Genomic DNA, 17,429 nt, shown 5'->3' on the forward strand with positions numbered 1-17,429 from the left:
AATTGGTTTCTTTGGCTTAAAAATACTAAATTGTACAGCTAAAGTTCGCCGCCCGTTTAACAAATTATTATCGCCAATTTCGGGCATTGGCATGATTTTTAATGTAGATTGCTAGAGAAGATGAAACTCCATACTATTATGATAAAGAATTTTAAAGTAGTAGTGCTTGCACTATTACTATCTGCGGCTTCATGTGGTTTTACAACAAATGATCTTGATGATCCAGGAAAAGATAAATTACTTATAAGTTTAATAAGCTTCGTTCTGGAGCGTGGTCATTATGATCCTAAGGATTTTGATGATGATTTTTCAGAGAAAGTTTATGATGATTATATCAACGCTTTAGATCCATTAAAGAGATATTTCTTGCAAAGCGATATCAATGAGTTTGATGCTTTTAAAGATCAGCTAGATGATCAAATAAGAAATGAAGACATAGCGTTCTTTGATCTTACTTATGAGCGTCTACGTCAAAGAATGGCAGAGTCTAAAGACTTTTATGAAGATATTCTTGCGAAGCCTTTTGACTATACAAAAGACGAGTCTATCAATACAGATTATGACGAGTTAGGCTACGCGAAGAACAAAAAAGAACTAAGAGAGCGTTGGGCACAGCAGCTTAAATTCTCGGCTATTGGTACATTTTTCGACAAGAAAGATGAGCAAAAGAAAATAGCAGAGATGAGAGATGATAAGGAGGCTTCCGCCAAAATTCCTGAGAATGCAGATGAGATCTTAGCTAAGACAGATGAAGCATTAGAGGCAGAAGCACGCGACATCACAAAAACTTCATTGAAGGAATACTTTGAGTTCGCAGCAGAACTTGAAAGAAAGGATTATTTCTCGGTTTACATTAATTCAATTGTAGAAGAATTTGATCCGCATACGTATTATTTAGCGCCTGTAGATAAAGACAGATTTGACATGCAAATGAGCGGACAGTTTCAAGGTATTGGAGCGCGCTTATTGAAGAAAGATAGTAATATTTCGGTTTCTGAAATAATTAGCGGTGGACCAGCATGGAGAAATCAAGAACTTGAAGAAGGAGATATAATTCTTAAAGTAAAACAAGAAGATGAAGAAGCTCCTACAAGTATCGTTGGGATGCGAATTGATGATGCGGTAGAATTGATAAAAGGCCCAAAGGGAACTAAAGTAACTCTTAGTGTTAAGAAGAAGACAGATGGTTCTATCCAGAACATTACAATTACTCGTGACGTTGTTGAGATAGAAGAAACCTATGCAAAATCTAGCACAGTAGAGAAAGATGAAAGAACATACGGTGTGATCAACTTGCCTAAGTTCTACTTTGATATGCAGGATTTTGATCAGCGTAATGCTGCGAGCGATATGAAAAAAGAGATCATCCGCCTTAAAGAACAAGATGTTCAAGGATTGATCATAGATCTTCGTAACAATGGTGGTGGTTCACTTTCAACTGTGGTTGATATCGCAGGATTATTCATCAAAGAAGGTCCTGTTGTTCAGGTAAAATCTAATGGAGAAGACAGTGAGATCCTTAAAGACCGCGATAAAGAAATTCTTTGGGATGGTCCGCTAGTGATTTTAGTAAATGAGATCTCTGCTTCTGCGAGTGAGATTTTGGCTGCAGCCATGCAAGATTACAAAAGAGCTGTGATCATAGGTAGCAAGCAAACCTACGGTAAGGGAACTGTACAAAACGTATACGACCTTAACCGCTGGTTACGTCAAAATGATCTAGGCGACATGGGAGCGTTAAAGATCACTACTCAAAAATTCTACAGAATTAACGGTGGTAGCACGCAGCTAGAAGGTGTGAAGAGTGATGTAGTTGTTCCAGATAAGTATAGCTATATTGACATAGGTGAGAAAGATCTTGATAATCCACTACCTTGGGATAAGATCGATGCGGCAGATTATGATATTTGGGATGGTTATATAGATTATGATCAGACCATAAATAACAGTAAGGCGCGCATGGCAAAGAATGATCAATTGCAGCTTATTGAGCAAAATGCAAAATGGATCAAGTCTAAGCAAGACGATACAACTTGGCCTTTAAATTATCAGGCTTACGCCCAAAAAATGGCTCAAAACGAAGCTGAGGCAAAGCAATTTGATGGCTTAGGAAAGTATAGCAATGGTCTTGACTTTAAATCGCTTCCTTATGAAAAAGAACTTTTTGCTCAAGACACCGTTTTAAAAGAAAAAAGAGAGCGCTGGCATGAAAGTCTTGCAAAAGACGTTTACATGGAAGAGGCTATCAACGTGCTTGAAGACCTTAAGGTAAATAATATTAAAAGAGGTAAAGTAGCAGATATTCGCGACTAATGTCTGCAACTGAAAAGTCATTAACACAATTAGCGCTCCAAAGGTTTAAAAAGAACTTTTGGGGCGTTTTAAGTTTGACGTTTATCGTCCTTTGCGGTATTGTTGCGCTTTTTGCATACGTTTTTGCACCAGATGATTCTCAAAATGCAAATCAAATGCATTTGTCAATTCATTCTAAAAAGCCCGGTTTTACTGTTAAGATGCTCACCGTTCCAGGAGACAAAGATCTTGAACAAGGATTTTTTGAGTCGGCTTTTCTGGGTGAGAAAAATGCGGATACTGAAATTCCAATTCTTTCCTTTGCTATTGATAATGGTGAGGTAACTTATGTTCCCTACAATGAAGAAGGGGACACGAGCCTTTCAAAACCAGTAAAATCAGAATTCTTTAGTGATCAAAGTCTTGCAGGCAGAGACGCTTTCGCGAAAGCGTATATCACAGAAAAAAAATTCATTCTAGGAACTGACAAATACGGTAGAGACCTCCTAAGCCGAATGCTAGTGGGAGCAAGAATTTCTTTTAGTATTGGGTTTGTTGCTGTTATAATTTCGTTGATCATTGGTGTCACTTTAGGGGCAGTCGCTGGCTATTATGGAGGTAAAATTGACGCTGCCATCATGTGGTTGATAAATGTGACTTGGAGCATCCCAACGCTTCTTCTTGTGATCGCGATCACATTAGCGCTTGGTAAAGGATTTTGGCAGGTTTTTATAGCCGTTGGACTCACAATGTGGGTTGAGGTCGCTCGTGTGGTAAGAGGGCAGGTAATTAGCGCTAAGCAGATGCAATATGTTACTGCGGCTAGAGCGCTGGGTTTTGGCGATTGGCGCATAGTTTCTAGACACATTTTGCCCAATATCATGGCGCCTGTTATTGTAATTGCCGCAGCAAATTTCGCTTCAGCGATATTGATAGAAAGTGGCCTGAGTTTTCTAGGAATAGGAGCGCAGCCGCCCACACCTAGTTGGGGAGCGATGATCAAGGATCACTATTCGTATATCATTCTTGGGAAGCCTTATCTGGCGATAATTCCAGGGCTTGCGATCATGAGTCTTGTGATGGCATTTATGCTTTTAGGAAATGCCGTGCGCGACGCTACAGATGTAAAAGGTAGCGCTTAGTTACCATTCGTTCACGCGGTTTGCGTCAAGCTTCACGAAGATGAAAAGTAATATCGTGAATCCCCATAATCCAGATCCTCCGTAGCTGAAAAATGGAAGCGGAATTCCTACCGTAGGTAAAATACCTGTCACCATCCCGATATTTACAAAGAAGTGTATAAAGAGGATGCCGGCAACGCTGTAACCGTATATTCTGCTAAATTGGTTTTTCTGCCTTTCGGTCAAAAAGATAACTCTTAGTATGAGCCCGAGGAAGAGTGCAATTACTAGCGTTGAACCTAGAAATCCCCATTCTTCTCCCACAGTACTGAAAATGTAATCTGTAGATTGTTCAGGTACAAAATCTCCTTGCGTCTGAGTTCCTTGTAAAAAACCACGCCCGGTTAAACCGCCATTACCAATTGCGATCTCACTTTGATATGTGTTGTAGCCCACACTTTGCTGATCTACTTCATTACCTAGAAAAACATTAAATCTATCTCTGTGTCTCTGCTCAAACACGTTATTGAAGATATAATTCACAGAGAAAGTAAATGCGATACACACAATAGGAAGTAGGAAATAATACCGTTTTCCAGTTCGTTTTTTACGGTTTTTTATAAGGAGAATTATTGCAATAGCAACGATCGCAGCTGTCATCCATAGCGGCCCAACTACGAGTGCAAGTATGAATAAGGAAACGCTTATAAGCCCGATGATCAAGTAAATTCCTGAAAGTCCTTCTCTATATAATGGGAAGAAAAATGCGGCGTAAACCATCGCACTTCCAGGGTCTGGTTGAGGTACAATAAAAATTGCAGGTAATGCAATGATCACAAAAGCCCTAAGCTGATGCTGAAATGACTTTACATCAGTTTGAATATCGCTTAGATATTTGGCTAAAGCCAAAGCGGTTGCAGTTTTTGCGAACTCACTGGGTTGTAATGTGAATGATCCAATGGCATACCAACTGGTAGCTCCATTTACATTTTTACCTAAAACGAAAAGTCCTAGGAGTAATACAAGTGCGCCAATGTAAAATATACTGGCAAAGCGCTCAAAGAACTTAGCATCAGTAGATAGCATGACGACTATGAGTACTAAGCTGAATAGTATAAAAATGAACTGCTTAGTATAAAGATTTGAAAGATCAAAAGTTCCGCTTACAGCATCTGCCTCGAGCGACGCTGAGTAAATGTTCAGCCAGCCTATGCCGGCGAGAACAAGAAATAAAACAATCGTGATCCAATCAAAACTTGCTGTAGTGCTTCTACTCGCCATCTGAAGTTATTGTGTTTTCAGAGTTTTGAGAAATATCTTTATCTGCGATCTCCTTTTTTTCAAGTAAGAACTGTCCGCTTATTTTTTTGCCATCATTGATTGGGAAGGGCTTACCGCTTAATGGTTTTTGATATTCATCTTCTAGTGAATTATTCATCACCCAATCTTCAAGATCTGTACGAGTGATCTCACCTTTCATGTATTTTTCGATCATTAGACTGGCGATGCGACCTGCATAGCGAGCTCCCCAGTAACCATTCTCTACAAAAACTGCCAAAGCGATTTGCGGGTTTTCTTTTGGTGCAAACGCAACAAAAATAGAGTGATCTGTAAGCTGTGTTCTGTGGCCATCAATTTTTGTATAGTTCTCGGCTGTTCCAGTCTTACCACAGATCTCAATGCCGGGAATTTGAAGCGTTGAAGCTGTACCGTAATTATAAACGTCGTTCATGCCCTGAACTACGGGTTCAAAGTGTTCTGGATCTATAGTTGTGTGATGCTTGGTTCTAAACGCCTCGCCAATTTCATCCTGACCTTCAATTCCCTTTACAATATGTGGCGTGTAAAACCAACCGCGGTTTGCAATTGCAGCAGCAACATTAGCAAGTTGAATGGGCGTTGTCATCACTTCGCCTTGACCTATTGAATTAGAAATGGTGGCTGTGCTGTACCATTTGTATTTTGGGTATTGATAGGCTCTGTTATAGTATGTGCTATCTGGTATAAAACCAGGTCGACCGTTAGGTAGATCATAGCCAAGGTAATCGCCAAGACCAAAACTTTCTAAATGCTTACGCCAAACTTCTATACCTTCTTGTGGTCTGTCGTATTTTTCGATCACACGACGGTAAACATTTGCAAAATAGGCGTTACAGCTATTCGCAATACCGGGTATCATACTAAGCGGACTAGAGTGGTGGTGGCAACCCAATTTTCTTCCGCGAGAACCATAGAAGTAACCGCCATGACATGCGAAGCTTTCTTTGGTGTTAACCACATCTTCCTGCAGTGCAATGAGTGCATTAAGAGTTTTAAAAGGAGAGCCAGGAGGATATTCGGCTTTTAACCCACGATCGAATAAAGGCTTAGCAATAGAATCGTAATACAAGTTTGTGAAATTGGGAGATCGCTCTCTACCTACAAGCAATGCAGGATCATAATTAGGAGCAGCTACAAGACTTAAGATCTCGCCCGTTTGCGGTTGAATCACAACAATACCTCCGCGTTTGTTTGTCATCAACTTTTCGCCATAGCGTTGTAATTCGCTATCAATTGTAAGCTTTAGATCTTTGCCGGCTTCTGGTAAAGAATCTAATTTGCCTTCTTTATACGAACCAATAACACGGTTAAATTTATCCTTTTGAAAATACTGAACTCCTTTTTTCCCTCTAAGTTCTGCTTCATATTGCTCTTCTACACCTTGGCGACCTATCAACTCACCAGATTGGTAATATGAATTGCGTTTTATATCTCTTTGGTTAACCTCTGCGATGTAGCCAAGAAAGTTTGCGCCAAAGTCGATCTGATAATCTCTCAGCGATCTTTTCTGGATATAAAAACCATCATACTTTCTGATCTTTTCTTGAAGATAAGCATACTCATCTTTAGTAAGCTGAGGTATAACGACAGATGGAAGTCGAGGAGAATACACCTTTGCTTTTGCAAGTCTAGTTTCAAGCTTTTCTCTAGTCATACCTAGAAGTCCGCAGAATTCTAAAGTATCAAATTCTTTAACCTCACGCGGTATCACCATCACATCATAAGACGGCTGATTGCTTACTAGCAAAGTGCCATTTCTATCATAAATATGTCCGCGCTGTGGATAATCGTAAACACGCTTAATGGCGTTATTTTCACTAAGCCTTACGGCGGAAGTGTCTACCACTTGAAGATAGAAAAGTCTGCCGGTCAACAAAAAACCAGAGAGCACAACAACCGAAAAAAGAAGCAATTTTCTCATCTACGCTTAAAGCTAAAAAGAGAGGTAAGAATTAAACACATGATCAAGGTGAATACCCCACAGAACAACGTCTTTTTTAATATATAGATTATATCAGTAACGTTAAAAGTTTCGAGCGCAAATAATATTAAGTGATGTGTTAAAACTAATATCGAAAAGTAGATCAATCGTTGCACCAGCGTAGTGTGCAAAACATTCACCGCATTATATTCATAAGCTACGCCAAAAACCCAACCCAAAACCCAATGTCTCAAGTGAGCGATGATAAGGCAAGCCGCAGCATGCATCCCGCCAGTATTCATAAACATGTCTAGGGTCAAGCCCAAAAGAAATGAGAAAAATAGATACGCAGCTTTATTTTCTGTAATAGGATAAAGCAGAATAAACAGAATGTAAGGATACGGGTTTATGTATTCACCAAAATTGATATGATTGAATATCGCAACCTGTGCAAGGATCAAAACAACAAAGCGCAATATGTTATTTACTAAACTATTGCTCATCTGTAGTGATCGCTTCTAATTCTTGAATTTCATTTTTGTCTAGATTTTCAATGACATAAACGTGACCAATATTTGTCATGTCATTAAAAAGATCAATAGTGATGGTATAGAAATTTTCACTTGCGTCAAGCGAAAAATCACTGATCGTGCCTATGCCAATCCCTTCAGGGAAAATGGTAGACTTTCCTCCTGTAACTATGGTGTCGCCATTTGCTACGGGAGCTTTTTGCTGCACGTCAATTAATTTTACTTTATTAGGGTCGCCGCCATCCCAAACCAAAATCCCAAAATGTCCACTCTTTTTCAGTTTTGCATTAATTTGCGAAGTACTGTTAAGAATGCTTACAACGGTAGAATATCTAGAAGATACTTGATCAATGATACCTACAATACCTTTGCTAGTGATCACACCTTGGTCTTGTGCTACACCAGATTTTCTTCCGCCACGCAGGGTGAGAAAATTGTCTTTAAGATTGTAGTTGTTGTTAATGACTTTTGCAGTGACAAAATGAAATCTTCCGCCTAGTACGGTTGAGTCCTTTTCTCTGTAAAGGCTATCATTTTTTGCATACAGATCATTCCTGAGGTTGTTGTTTTCTTGCAACAATTGCTCATTATGAACTTTAAGATTGAAGTAATTATCAATATTGCTCAAACCGTCATAAATACCGCCGGTGAGAAAATTTGCAGAGTTTACAAACTTGCTACGATGGTAAGTATGCGATTGAATGGTAAAAAAAAGCGCAAGAAACAAAAGGAAGATAAACAGCAGCCCGTTTCTATATTTTATTAGAAAATTTACAATTTGCTGCATGAATCACGGCCTTCTACTTGATTAGAACACTCTTGTATTTCTGTAAGTTTTTAAGGCAAATACCTGTACCACGTACTACGGCACGCAAAGGATCTTCTGCGATATAAACAGGTAAGTCTGTTTTTTGAGAAAGACGTTTGTCTAAACCTCTTAACATACTACCACCACCGGCAAGGTAAATACCTGTGTTGTAAATATCAGCAGCTAGTTCTGGAGGTGTTTGAGATAACGTTTCCATCACTGCGTCTTCTATGCGTAAGATAGATTTATCTAGTGCTTTTGCTATTTCGCGGAAGCTAATTTGTACCTGCTTAGGTTTACCAGTAAGTAAGTCACGCCCTTGAACGCTCATTTCTTCTGGTGGGTTTTCAAGGTCTTCTGTTGCCGCTCCTATCTGGATCTTAATTTTTTCAGCGCTACGCTCACCTACATAAAGGTTGTGCTGTGTGCGCATGTAGTAGATGATGTCGTTAGTAAAAACATCACCCGCAATTTTAACCGACTTGTCGCAGACAATTCCGCCTAGAGCGATAACAGCGATCTCTGTTGTACCACCACCTATATCTACGATCATGTTACCCTTAGGCTGCATGATATCAACGCCTATACCTATTGCCGCTGCCATAGGTTCGTGAATCAGGTAAACTTCTTTACCGTTAACACGCTCAGCACTTTCTTTTACCGCGCGCATCTCTACCTCTGTAATACCGCTAGGGATACAGATCACCATGCGAAGGGCAGGAGTAAAGAGCTTCTTTTTTAATGCAGGAATTTCTTTGATAAACATGCTTATCATTTGTTCACTAGCATCAAAATCTGCGATCACACCATCCTTAAGTGGGCGAATGGTCTTGATATTCTCATGCGTTTTACCTTGCATGAGTGCGGCTTCCTTACCTGCTTTAATAATCTTGTTTGTAGAGCGATCACGCGCTACTATCGACGGGCTATCTACAACCACCTTGTCATTATGAATGATAAGCGTGTTTGCAGTACCCAGGTCTATTGCAATTTCTTCGGTAAGAAAGTCAAAAAAGCCCATATGCGGTTTATAATAGTGTGTAAAACTTAGTTACTAAATGTAAGCTAAATTTATTCTTTTATCAATGTTTAAAATGTCTTGTGCCTGTCATCACCATTGCGATGTCATGCTCGTTACAATAATCAATGCTTAGCTGATCTTTAATAGATCCACCTGGCTGTATCACAGCAGATATTCCTTCATTTCCTGCAATTTCTACACAATCAGGGAATGGGAAGAATGCATCACTAGCCATCACAGCACCATTAAGGTCAAAGCCAAATGATTTTGCTTTTTCTATCGCTTGGCGCAGAGCGTCAACTCTAGAAGTTTGACCGGTTCCGCTAGCACTTAACTGTCCGTCTTTTGCAAGAACGATGGTGTTAGATTTTGTGTGCTTACAGATCTTAGAAGCAAAGATTAAGTCCTTTAACTCGCTATCTGTAGGTTTATTGTTTGTAACCGTTTTTAAGTCTTCTAGCGCGTCAGTTTTATTGTCTTTATCTTGAACTAAAACTCCATTAAGACAAGTTCTTACCTGCTTTTCTGGAAGTTCAGTAGTTTTTTGAATTAATAATACGCGGTTCTTTTTTCCTTTAAGGATCTCTAACGCTTCCGCGGAAAAAGATGGAGCGATCACAACCTCGCAAAACAGTTGGTGAATTTCTTTGGCTGTAGCCTCATCAATCTCTTGGTTTGCAATAAGGATTCCTCCAAAAGCTGAAACAGGATCTCCCGCAAGCGCATCAACATAAGCCTGATGCAATGTGCTGCGTTGAGCAAGACCACAAGCGTTGTTATGCTTTAAGATCGCAAAAGTGGGATCTTCACCTTGAAACTCATTCATTAAGTTTACAGCAGCATCAATATCCAGAAGGTTGTTGTAAGAAAGCTCTTTACCGTGCAGTTGCTCAAACATTGCGTCAAAATCACCAAAGAAAGTTCCTTCTTGATGTGGGTTTTCACCGTAACGCAATGATTTACCTTGCTGAATGCTGTTTTTGTAAACTACTTCTTCTTCATTAAAATAATTGAAGATCGCAGTGTCGTAGTGAGAAGAAACATTAAATGCTTTTGCAGCAAAACGTTTTCTGTCGCTTAAGCTAGTGCTTCCTTCACCTTCTGTGATAAGGTCAAGAACCTCTGCATAATCTTCAACTGAAGAAACGCAAAGAGTGTCTTTAAAGTTTTTCGCGGCAGCGCGAATCAAAGAAATACCACCTATATCTATCTTCTCTACAATATCTTGTTCTGATGCACCAGAAGCAACCGTTTTCTCAAAAGGATAAAGATCTACAACAACGATATCTAGTTGTGGGATCTCATATTCTGCCATCTCTTTAATATCACCATCGTGATCCTGACGGTTAAGAATACCTCCAAAGATCTTAGGGTGAAGTGTCTTTACACGACCGCCTAAAATAGAAGGGTAACTTGTTACATCTTCTACTTTTTCAACCGGTACGCCCAGGTCTTTTATAAATTTTTCAGTACCACCAGTTGAATAAATGGTGATGCCTAGTTCGTTGAACTTTTTTATTAAAGGTTCTAGACCTTCTTTGCTAAAAACGGATACGAGCGCGCTTTTTGCACGGATAGTGGTGCTCATAAGATTTGTAAATTAGGCTGCAAAAGTATGAATTAAACACCTAAATTTTGGATGTATAATATGTAATTTCCAAAGAAAAATTTGTAACGTTATAGGTCTACTTGCGTCATACAGGCAGCTTGGATAATTTAGGCGTATGCTAATCTACTTAAGGGTTTTAAAAGAGAGCTTGACTTTTGCAGCTAATGCGCTGCGAAATAACAAGTTGCGAACGTTTCTCTCGCTGCTGGGAGTTACTATTGGTATTTTTTCTATAATCGGGGTTCTTGCTGCGGTTGATTCGCTTAAGCGAAATATAGAAGGATCACTTTCTACACTAGACAACAGTACAATTTTTGTGTCAAGGTTTTCCTTTGGCCCTACAGATATTCCGCAATGGAAGCGAGAGCAGTTTCCAGATGTTACTTATGATGAGTATAATTTTATGCTGCGCAATGTGCCAGATCTTGAGGCTGCATCATATACTCTTAATGTAAATAGAGAATCTGTGAAGTTTGAAGATAAAGTAGTGACCGGTGTGAATGTCGCTGCGGTAACAGAAGGTTATTATGATATTGAAGCGCTTAAAATTCCCAATGGTCGTTTCTTTAATGAATCTGAATCTGTGCGCGGGGCAAATGTTGCCATAATAGGAGATGAGATCGCGCAGGGATTGTTTGGGTCTTCAGATCCTGTAGGTAGAGAATTAAGAATGTATGGACAGCGATTTACAGTAATTGGTGTTCTGGAGAAAGAAGGTTCTAATCCTTTTGGCGAGTCAAAAGATACTTCGATCATTATTCCGGTTAATGTTGTGCGTCGTATTTATGGTAGCAATAACAAAGCGACTTTCCCCATGGTTGTGGTAAAACCTTCTAACGATGTTGAGGATGCGGAGTTTAATGCGATCCTTGCTCAAAAATTAAGACAGTATCGAGGTCTTGCGCCTACTGATGATAATAACTTTTTTATCAATCAGCTATCTGGATTTGCAGATATGATAGAAGGTATCACAAGCACAATGTCGCTCATAGGGTGGGCGATAGGCGGTTTCTCTTTACTCGTGGGAGGTTTTGGTATCGCAAACATCATGTTTGTGAGCGTTAAAGAAAGAACCAACTTGATCGGGATTCAAAAAGCGCTAGGTGCTCAAAACAAATTTATCTTACTTCAGTTCTTGTTTGAAGCGTTGTTTCTTGCCGTACTAGGTGGAATTATCGGGATAATATTTGTCTGGTTAATAAGCATGCTCGCATCAACCTTAACAGGCAGTTTTGAGTTTGTGCTATCTTTTGCAAATATCTTTATAGGCTTGATAGTTTCGCTCTTGATCGGGCTAGGCGCTGGAGTTGTGCCAGCATTCATGGCTGCAAGATTAGATCCTGTAGAAGCTATAAGAACCGGTATGTAGTGAGTGGTTTTTTGGCTGCAGCCAAAAAATTAAACATCAAGAATCTCTGCTACTTGAGCATTTACCCATTCTAGGAAATCCTCGTCAGCCTTTGTAAAAGGATCTGGCGTGTGTGAATCGATGTCGATCTGACCAATGTTTTCGCCATTTACAAAAAGTGGAATCACGATCTCGCTTTTTACGGTGATGCTACAAGCGATGTAGTTGTCTTGCGCAGAAACATCTGGAACAACAAAATTCTGGTTGCTTACGGCTACCTGACCGCAAATCCCCTTACCAAAGGGAATGATCGTGTGATCCGTGGGCTCGCCAGCAAAAGCACTGAGTTTAAGCTCTGGTTTATCACCGTTCTTAAAATAAAAACCAACCCAATTATAGTATTCAACGTTCTTTTTAAGAATGGTACACACTTCTTCAAGTCTGTGTTCTACAGAAAGTTCTTTGCTGTTTAAGGTCTTTGAAATTTCAGGTTTCAGGGCTTCAAAACTCATTTTTCTTGTATTTTTGGCGCATTAGCAAAACGTGCTCATGCTGCAAATAGTTCGCAAATATAAGTCGGTACTTCGATTTATCCTTACATTTCTGGGCACTTATCTTGTGCTTTCTTTTTGCTATAATTATTACTTAAATCATGCCGAGTCTCAGCAATATTATCCTGAATATATCACGCATGTTGTGGCAGAGCAAAGTTCGTGGGCGATAGAGATTTTTGGTTATGAATCATACACAGAGCCACATCCTACAGATGCTTGCATGAAGTTGCTTATCAATGATGCTTATCTCTCTAGAGTTGTGGAAGGTTGTAATGCTGTGAGTGTGATGATCTTGTTCGTGGCGTTCGTTCTGGCTTTTTTTAATGGTTGGCGTAAGACCATTTTGTTCATTTTGCTAGGTCTTGTAGCTATTTATGTTCTGAATATTTTTAGGATCGCTTTACTAACCATTGCACTTTATGAATATCCCGAATATAGAGATGTTTTGCATGATATTGTATTCCCAGCGGTGATCTATGGTTTTGTATTCTTGCTGTGGATCTATTGGGTTAATCGCGCAACTTCTAAAAAATGAAAAGAGCGATAACCATCATTATAGTGTTGTTGCTTTTTTGTGTTTTGGCAGCGATCAGAGCTTTTGAGAATGTTCTTTTTTACGATCCATTGCTTGACTTTTTTAAGCATGATTATACCAGCGAGGCGGCGTTACCAGATCTTGACTTTTTGAAGATTTTATTATTTACGAGTCTGAGATTTTTAATGAATACAGGAATTTCTCTTTTGATCCTCTGGTTTTGCTTCCGCGAAAGCGCAACAATTAAATTTGCTGCTTTGCTTTATGTTATCGCATTTGTAATTCTTATCGCGCTGTTCTCGTATTTAGTTTGCAATTATCATGATGGTAATTATATGGCGTTGTTTTATGTACGCCGATTTTTAATACAGCCTTTGCTTTTGATCATTCTTCTGCCGGCGTTTTATTATCAAAAGAAAATTAAAAAATAGAAGAGTGGCTATGTGGTGTTTGATTCTATAAATACAAAATAAAAAAGGCCATCTGCGATTTGCAAATGGCCTTTTTAAATTTATATAAGGTGATGATTACATCATTCCTGGCATACCGCCACCCATTCCGCCTGGCATACCGCCACCAGCTGGAGCTTCTTCTGGGATGTCGATCAATGCACACTCTGTAGTAAGGATCATACCAGATACAGATGCTGCATTTTCTAGAGCGATACGAGTTACCTTCTTAGGGTCTATAATACCTTGCTCTAGCATATCTACATACGTTTCTGATTTTGCGTCGTAACCAAAGTTATCTTTACCTTCCATAACTTTAGCGATCACAACAGAACCTTCTCCACCAGCGTTAGAAACGATAGTTCTAAGCGGCGCTTCGATTGCTTTGTTCACGATCTGTACACCTGTAGTTTCGTCAAGGTTTTCAGTCTCGATGCTCTCTAGAGTTGTCTTAGCGCGCACAAGTGCTACACCACCACCAGCAACGATACCTTCTTCTACAGCAGCACGAGTTGCGTGAAGTGCATCATCTACACGGTCTTTTTTCTCTTTCATTTCAACTTCAGAAGCAGCACCTACATAAAGTACAGCTACACCACCAGCTAATTTAGCTAGACGCTCCTGTAGTTTTTCTTTATCATACTCACTAGTTGTAGTTTCGATCTGAGATTTGATCTGACCTACACGAGCTTCGATATTTTCTTTTACACCAGCACCGTTTACGATAGTAGTGTTGTCTTTATCAATAGTTACATTCTCTGCAGTTCCTAGCATATCTACAGTAGTGTTCTCTAAAGTGTAACCACGCTCTTCGCTAATTACAGTACCACCAGTAAGAATTGCAATATCTTCTAGCATTGCCTTACGACGGTCACCAAAACCTGGAGCTTTTACAGCTGCGATCTTAAGTGCACCACGTAGTTTATTTACAACAAGAGTTGCAAGAGCTTCACCATCTACATCTTCTGCGATGATAAGCAAAGGCTTACCAGATTGAGCTACTGGCTCAAGTACAGGAAGAAGATCTTTCATAGAAGAGATCTTCTTGTCAAAAAGCAAGATGTAAGGATTCTCTAGCTCAGTTTGCATTTTTTCGCTGTTTGTAACGAAATATGGAGAAAGGTAACCGCGGTCAAACTGCATACCTTCTACAACGTCTACATAAGTATCCGTTCCTTTTGCTTCTTCTACAGTGATAACACCTTCTTTACCTACTTTACCAAAAGCCTCAGCGATAAGCTCACCGATAACTTCATCATTGTTTGCAGAGATAGATGCAACTTGCTTGATCTTTTCAGATGAGTCACCTACTTCAGTAGTTTGCTCTGCAAGATTTTTTGTGATCGCTTCTACTGCTTTGTCAATACCACGTTTAAGATCCATTGGGTTTGCACCAGCAGCTACGTTCTTAAGACCTTCTGCTACGATAGCTTGAGCAAGTACAGTTGCGGTAGTTGTACCGTCACCTGCAAGATCGTTAGTTTTAGAAGCAACTTCTTTTACCATCTGAGCGCCCATGTTTTCAAGAGCGTCTTCAAGTTCAATTTCTTTTGCTACAGACACACCATCTTTTGTTACTACTGGTGCGCCAAATGATTTGCTGATAATAACGTTACGACCTTTAGGCCCTAAAGTTACTTTCACAGCATTTGCTAAAGCATCAACGCCACGCTTAATGCCGTCTCTTGCTTCAATATCAAATTTTATATCTTTTGCCATTGTTTAAGATTTTATTGTTTTCGCTATAGCGAAAAAATGAATTGGTTAATTTATGAGATTACAATAGGGTTCCCAAAATGTCATCTTCTCTCATGATGAGATAAGTGTTGCCCTCAATGTTGATTTCGCTACCAGAATACTTCCCATAAAGAACGTTGTCACCTTCTTTGAAAGAAACTTTTTGATCTTCTTTACCATCTCCTACAGCTACAACTTTACCTTGTTGTGGTTTTTCTTTTGCAGTGTCTGGTATATAGATTCCAGAAGCGGTTTTGGTCTCAGCAGCCATAGGCTCAACAAGAACCCTGTCACCATGAGGTTTAAAATTTACTCCCATTGTTTTATTGATTTTATGTTTAACTAATTTTTTAAATGTCCATGTGCTTTTGGACAGAAATTATGCCAGCTACGTATGGCTGACAAAAAGGCAAAAAAAAGACCGCATAATTGCGGTCTTAATAATTTTATATGGTATAAAGTGTCATTAGTTTGACGTGCTATCCGCTGATGTGGCAGGAGTAGTGGCAGGCGCTTCTTGCGCAGGAGAGATAGTTTGCTCTTGATCTTCACCTTGTATTAGCTTAGACTCTGCATCTACACCACCAAAGATGGTAACGTTACTTATAAGGATAAGTACTAGTAGCAATGTTGCTAGTACCCATGTACTTTTGTCAAGAAAGTCTGTGGTTTTCTTTACACCACCCATTTGTTTTGTTCCACCACCGCCAAAGCTAGATGATAAACCTCCACCTTTAGGGTTTTGTACCATGATCACAACGATTAGCAAAAATGCTACAACTACGATAAGCCCTAAGAATATTAAAAACATAATTTTTATTATTTATTGTCCTGCAATCTTTCTATTGCCCGAATTTGGTCTGCAAAGAAACCACTTTTTTCGGGATATTTCAAACATAAAATCTTGTAAGCCATTTTGGCCTTTTTGTAATTCTTCTGTTCTGTGTAAACCCTTGCCAGTGTTTCGGTCATGAGGGTTTCGGGTGGTAGCTCTTGTTCGCTTGCCAGATTTCTTTTTATAGTTTCTTCTGGCGGCTTCACCTTGATTTTCGGCGCGTTTTTGATGAACTTATCAATGATGAGAAATTTCTTTTCTCTTTCAGGATCTACCTCTTCTTCTGTGTCAGATTCCTTTTCGCTAGAGCGATCTATAGGTTTAAGCGCTGTGAGTTTTAACCATTCGCCAAAGGAATGCGTGTCATCTTGAGTAAAATCTATAGGGCTACCAGGTGCAGGAATTTCTTGTTCTGGTTCTTTTCTTACAAAGAAATCTGGATCAAGAACATCGTTTGCCTTCTTTAATTCTTCTTGTTCAACTTGTAAAGAAACGTCATGCGCCTCGTGAACATAAATGTCTCTTAGCTTAGATTCTTGCTCCTTGATCTGCTCGCTAATATCATTTTGCTGAAAAGCCTCTGATGTGATGAAATCAAAAAGTATCGCGCGGTCTTGCGTGTGTGCTGCGGTGACTTTAAGTTGGTTATTATACAAAAAGCTATCAGCGTTTTTTAAACCTTTGAGATATACACTTCTTGCCGCTTGAAAAAACGGAAATTTATCCAGAACGTCTTGCAGTTGCTTAGTTTGCTCTGCAGTAAGGCGCTCAGGATGTTCTAGAAGATATGTAAAGGTTTGTGTATTCATTTACCACTTTGCAAGTGAGGCGTTAAAAATATCTTGAGTTAATCTTTCAAAGATCTCTGCAACAGCGTCATCTAGCGCTGCACCCACAAGTTGTTGTGTTCCTGGTCTATCTACGTAGAAAGAAAAACGCTGTTCAAAGTCGTCACTACCGTCTTCTTTTTTAGTGTTGATAAACCTAATATTTACACTTATAGTAAGTCTGTTTTGTGCCGCAAGATTATCTGATGTTGCGGTTTGTGGAGCGATATAATAATCTACGATCTCACCTTCATAAATAAGGTCACCACCACTAGGAACAAGGCTAAGGCTAGTTTGATTCTGTATCAGATCCTGGAGTGCAAATCTAAAATCGCGATCTAGTCCGGGTTCAATAAGTGGAGCGTCATTTGTGAAATTATTTACCTGAAAAGTCTCAGTGCCAGGTTCAATAGAAACGCCAGTAAAGCCATAATAGCCACAGCTGGTTAAGGTGAGTAGGCTTACGCCAAAAAGAATTGTCTTTATTCTATTTTTCATGAAAGTAACTTCTATTGAAACCTA

Annotated in this window: 17 protein-coding genes; 5 read left to right on the plus strand and 12 right to left on the minus strand. The window is 39.4% G+C overall.

Going from position 1 to position 17,429, the window contains the following annotated elements:
* Positions 1-138 precede the first annotated feature (138 nt).
* Complete coding sequence (locus ACZ5L8_RS00405) at positions 139-2,313, plus strand: carboxy terminal-processing peptidase (RefSeq protein ID WP_464438943.1); 2,175 nt, start codon at positions 139-141, stop codon at positions 2,311-2,313.
* Positions 2,313-3,434, plus strand: coding sequence for an ABC transporter permease (locus ACZ5L8_RS00410; RefSeq protein ID WP_464438945.1), 1,122 nt, complete (start codon positions 2,313-2,315; stop codon positions 3,432-3,434). The genes ACZ5L8_RS00405 and ACZ5L8_RS00410 overlap by 1 nt, the downstream gene beginning before the upstream one ends.
* Here the strand turns inward: ACZ5L8_RS00410 and rodA are convergent, their stop codons facing one another.
* The 6 genes from rodA to purH all read right to left on the minus strand — a co-directional run bounded on the left by rodA (position 3,435) and on the right by purH (position 10,601).
* The gene (gene rodA, locus ACZ5L8_RS00415) at positions 3,435-4,694 is read right to left on the minus strand and encodes a rod shape-determining protein RodA (protein ID WP_464438946.1); all 1,260 of its coding nucleotides are present in this window, start codon (positions 4,692-4,694) and stop codon (positions 3,435-3,437) included.
* Positions 4,684-6,654 carry a penicillin-binding protein 2 gene (gene mrdA, locus ACZ5L8_RS00420; protein ID WP_464438948.1) on the minus strand — a complete coding sequence of 657 codons (1,971 nt, stop codon included), beginning with the start codon at positions 6,652-6,654 and terminating at the stop codon, positions 4,684-4,686. The genes rodA and mrdA overlap by 11 nt, the downstream gene beginning before the upstream one ends.
* Positions 6,651-7,157, minus strand: coding sequence for a rod shape-determining protein MreD (locus ACZ5L8_RS00425; RefSeq protein WP_464438950.1), 507 nt, complete (start codon positions 7,155-7,157; stop codon positions 6,651-6,653). Before ACZ5L8_RS00425 ends, mrdA begins: the two co-directional genes overlap by 4 nt.
* Entirely contained in the window at positions 7,147-7,971 is an 825-nt protein-coding gene (gene mreC / locus ACZ5L8_RS00430; RefSeq protein ID WP_464438952.1) for a rod shape-determining protein MreC, read from the minus strand. The genes ACZ5L8_RS00425 and mreC overlap by 11 nt, the downstream gene beginning before the upstream one ends.
* A gap of 13 nt (positions 7,972-7,984) precedes the next feature.
* Complete coding sequence (locus ACZ5L8_RS00435; protein ID WP_462599445.1) at positions 7,985-9,013, minus strand: rod shape-determining protein; 1,029 nt, start codon at positions 9,011-9,013, stop codon at positions 7,985-7,987.
* A gap of 61 nt (positions 9,014-9,074) precedes the next feature.
* A complete protein-coding gene (gene purH, locus ACZ5L8_RS00440) occupies positions 9,075-10,601 on the minus strand; it encodes a bifunctional phosphoribosylaminoimidazolecarboxamide formyltransferase/IMP cyclohydrolase (protein ID WP_464438954.1) in 1,527 nt (508 codons plus the stop codon).
* A gap of 136 nt (positions 10,602-10,737) precedes the next feature.
* On the opposite strand from purH, the gene ACZ5L8_RS00445 reads away from it, so the two are divergent.
* Positions 10,738-11,991 carry an ABC transporter permease gene (locus tag ACZ5L8_RS00445; protein ID WP_464438956.1) on the plus strand — a complete coding sequence of 418 codons (1,254 nt, stop codon included), beginning with the start codon at positions 10,738-10,740 and terminating at the stop codon, positions 11,989-11,991.
* Positions 11,992-12,020: 29 nt separating this feature from the next.
* On the opposite strand, the gene ACZ5L8_RS00450 is transcribed toward ACZ5L8_RS00445, so the two are convergent.
* Positions 12,021-12,482: a GAF domain-containing protein gene (locus tag ACZ5L8_RS00450; RefSeq protein WP_464438957.1), complete on the minus strand. Its 462-nt coding sequence runs from the start codon at positions 12,480-12,482 to the stop codon at positions 12,021-12,023.
* A gap of 37 nt (positions 12,483-12,519) precedes the next feature.
* On the opposite strand from ACZ5L8_RS00450, the gene xrtF reads away from it, so the two are divergent.
* Both xrtF and ACZ5L8_RS00460 read left to right on the plus strand, forming a co-directional pair.
* Positions 12,520-13,059: an exosortase family protein XrtF gene (xrtF, locus tag ACZ5L8_RS00455; protein ID WP_464438959.1), complete on the plus strand. Its 540-nt coding sequence runs from the start codon at positions 12,520-12,522 to the stop codon at positions 13,057-13,059.
* Positions 13,056-13,490 carry an exosortase F system-associated membrane protein gene (locus ACZ5L8_RS00460; RefSeq protein ID WP_464438961.1) on the plus strand — a complete coding sequence of 145 codons (435 nt, stop codon included), beginning with the start codon at positions 13,056-13,058 and terminating at the stop codon, positions 13,488-13,490. Before xrtF ends, ACZ5L8_RS00460 begins: the two co-directional genes overlap by 4 nt.
* A 96-nt stretch (positions 13,491-13,586) precedes the next feature.
* On the opposite strand, the gene groL is transcribed toward ACZ5L8_RS00460, so the two are convergent.
* The 5 genes from groL to ACZ5L8_RS00485 all read right to left on the minus strand — a co-directional run bounded on the left by groL (position 13,587) and on the right by ACZ5L8_RS00485 (position 17,405).
* Positions 13,587-15,227, minus strand: coding sequence for a chaperonin GroEL (gene groL / locus ACZ5L8_RS00465; RefSeq protein ID WP_464438962.1), 1,641 nt, complete (start codon positions 15,225-15,227; stop codon positions 13,587-13,589).
* Positions 15,228-15,285: 58 nt separating this feature from the next.
* Entirely contained in the window at positions 15,286-15,564 is a 279-nt protein-coding gene (locus ACZ5L8_RS00470; protein ID WP_464438963.1) for a co-chaperone GroES, read from the minus strand.
* A 147-nt stretch (positions 15,565-15,711) separates the two neighbouring features.
* Positions 15,712-16,056: a preprotein translocase subunit SecG gene (secG, locus tag ACZ5L8_RS00475; RefSeq protein ID WP_464438964.1), complete on the minus strand. Its 345-nt coding sequence runs from the start codon at positions 16,054-16,056 to the stop codon at positions 15,712-15,714.
* Positions 16,057-16,064: 8 nt separating this feature from the next.
* Entirely contained in the window at positions 16,065-16,889 is an 825-nt protein-coding gene (locus ACZ5L8_RS00480; protein ID WP_464438965.1) for a hypothetical protein, read from the minus strand.
* A complete protein-coding gene (locus ACZ5L8_RS00485) occupies positions 16,890-17,405 on the minus strand; it encodes an LptE family protein (protein WP_462599435.1) in 516 nt (171 codons plus the stop codon).
* Between the last annotated feature and the right edge of the window lie 24 nt (positions 17,406-17,429).

The organism is Leeuwenhoekiella obamensis (assembly GCF_055391795.1).

What these genes read in the sequence shown, in the direction of transcription:
- mrdA (WP_464438948.1), bottom strand. Translation starts at nt 6,654, where the DNA reads ATGAGAAAATTGCTTCTTTTTTCGGTTGTTGTGCTCTCTGGTTTTTTG.
- purH (WP_464438954.1), bottom strand. Translation starts at nt 10,601, where the DNA reads ATGAGCACCACTATCCGTGCAAAAAGCGCGCTCGTATCCGTTTTTAGC.
- ACZ5L8_RS00485 (WP_462599435.1), bottom strand. Translation starts at nt 17,405, where the DNA reads ATGAAAAATAGAATAAAGACAATTCTTTTTGGCGTAAGCCTACTCACC.
- ACZ5L8_RS00480 (WP_464438965.1), bottom strand. Translation starts at nt 16,889, where the DNA reads ATGAATACACAAACCTTTACATATCTTCTAGAACATCCTGAGCGCCTT.
- ACZ5L8_RS00435 (WP_462599445.1), bottom strand. Translation starts at nt 9,013, where the DNA reads ATGGGCTTTTTTGACTTTCTTACCGAAGAAATTGCAATAGACCTGGGT.
- ACZ5L8_RS00470 (WP_464438963.1), bottom strand. Translation starts at nt 15,564, where the DNA reads ATGGGAGTAAATTTTAAACCTCATGGTGACAGGGTTCTTGTTGAGCCT.
- ACZ5L8_RS00425 (WP_464438950.1), bottom strand. Translation starts at nt 7,157, where the DNA reads ATGAGCAATAGTTTAGTAAATAACATATTGCGCTTTGTTGTTTTGATC.
- groL (WP_464438962.1), bottom strand. Translation starts at nt 15,227, where the DNA reads ATGGCAAAAGATATAAAATTTGATATTGAAGCAAGAGACGGCATTAAG.
- xrtF (WP_464438959.1), top strand. Translation starts at nt 12,520, where the DNA reads ATGCTGCAAATAGTTCGCAAATATAAGTCGGTACTTCGATTTATCCTT.
- secG (WP_464438964.1), bottom strand. Translation starts at nt 16,056, where the DNA reads ATGTTTTTAATATTCTTAGGGCTTATCGTAGTTGTAGCATTTTTGCTA.
- ACZ5L8_RS00410 (WP_464438945.1), top strand. Translation starts at nt 2,313, where the DNA reads ATGTCTGCAACTGAAAAGTCATTAACACAATTAGCGCTCCAAAGGTTT.
- mreC (WP_464438952.1), bottom strand. Translation starts at nt 7,971, where the DNA reads ATGCAGCAAATTGTAAATTTTCTAATAAAATATAGAAACGGGCTGCTG.
- ACZ5L8_RS00445 (WP_464438956.1), top strand. Translation starts at nt 10,738, where the DNA reads ATGCTAATCTACTTAAGGGTTTTAAAAGAGAGCTTGACTTTTGCAGCT.
- ACZ5L8_RS00405 (WP_464438943.1), top strand. Translation starts at nt 139, where the DNA reads ATGATAAAGAATTTTAAAGTAGTAGTGCTTGCACTATTACTATCTGCG.
- ACZ5L8_RS00450 (WP_464438957.1), bottom strand. Translation starts at nt 12,482, where the DNA reads ATGAGTTTTGAAGCCCTGAAACCTGAAATTTCAAAGACCTTAAACAGC.
- rodA (WP_464438946.1), bottom strand. Translation starts at nt 4,694, where the DNA reads ATGGCGAGTAGAAGCACTACAGCAAGTTTTGATTGGATCACGATTGTT.
- ACZ5L8_RS00460 (WP_464438961.1), top strand. Translation starts at nt 13,056, where the DNA reads ATGAAAAGAGCGATAACCATCATTATAGTGTTGTTGCTTTTTTGTGTT.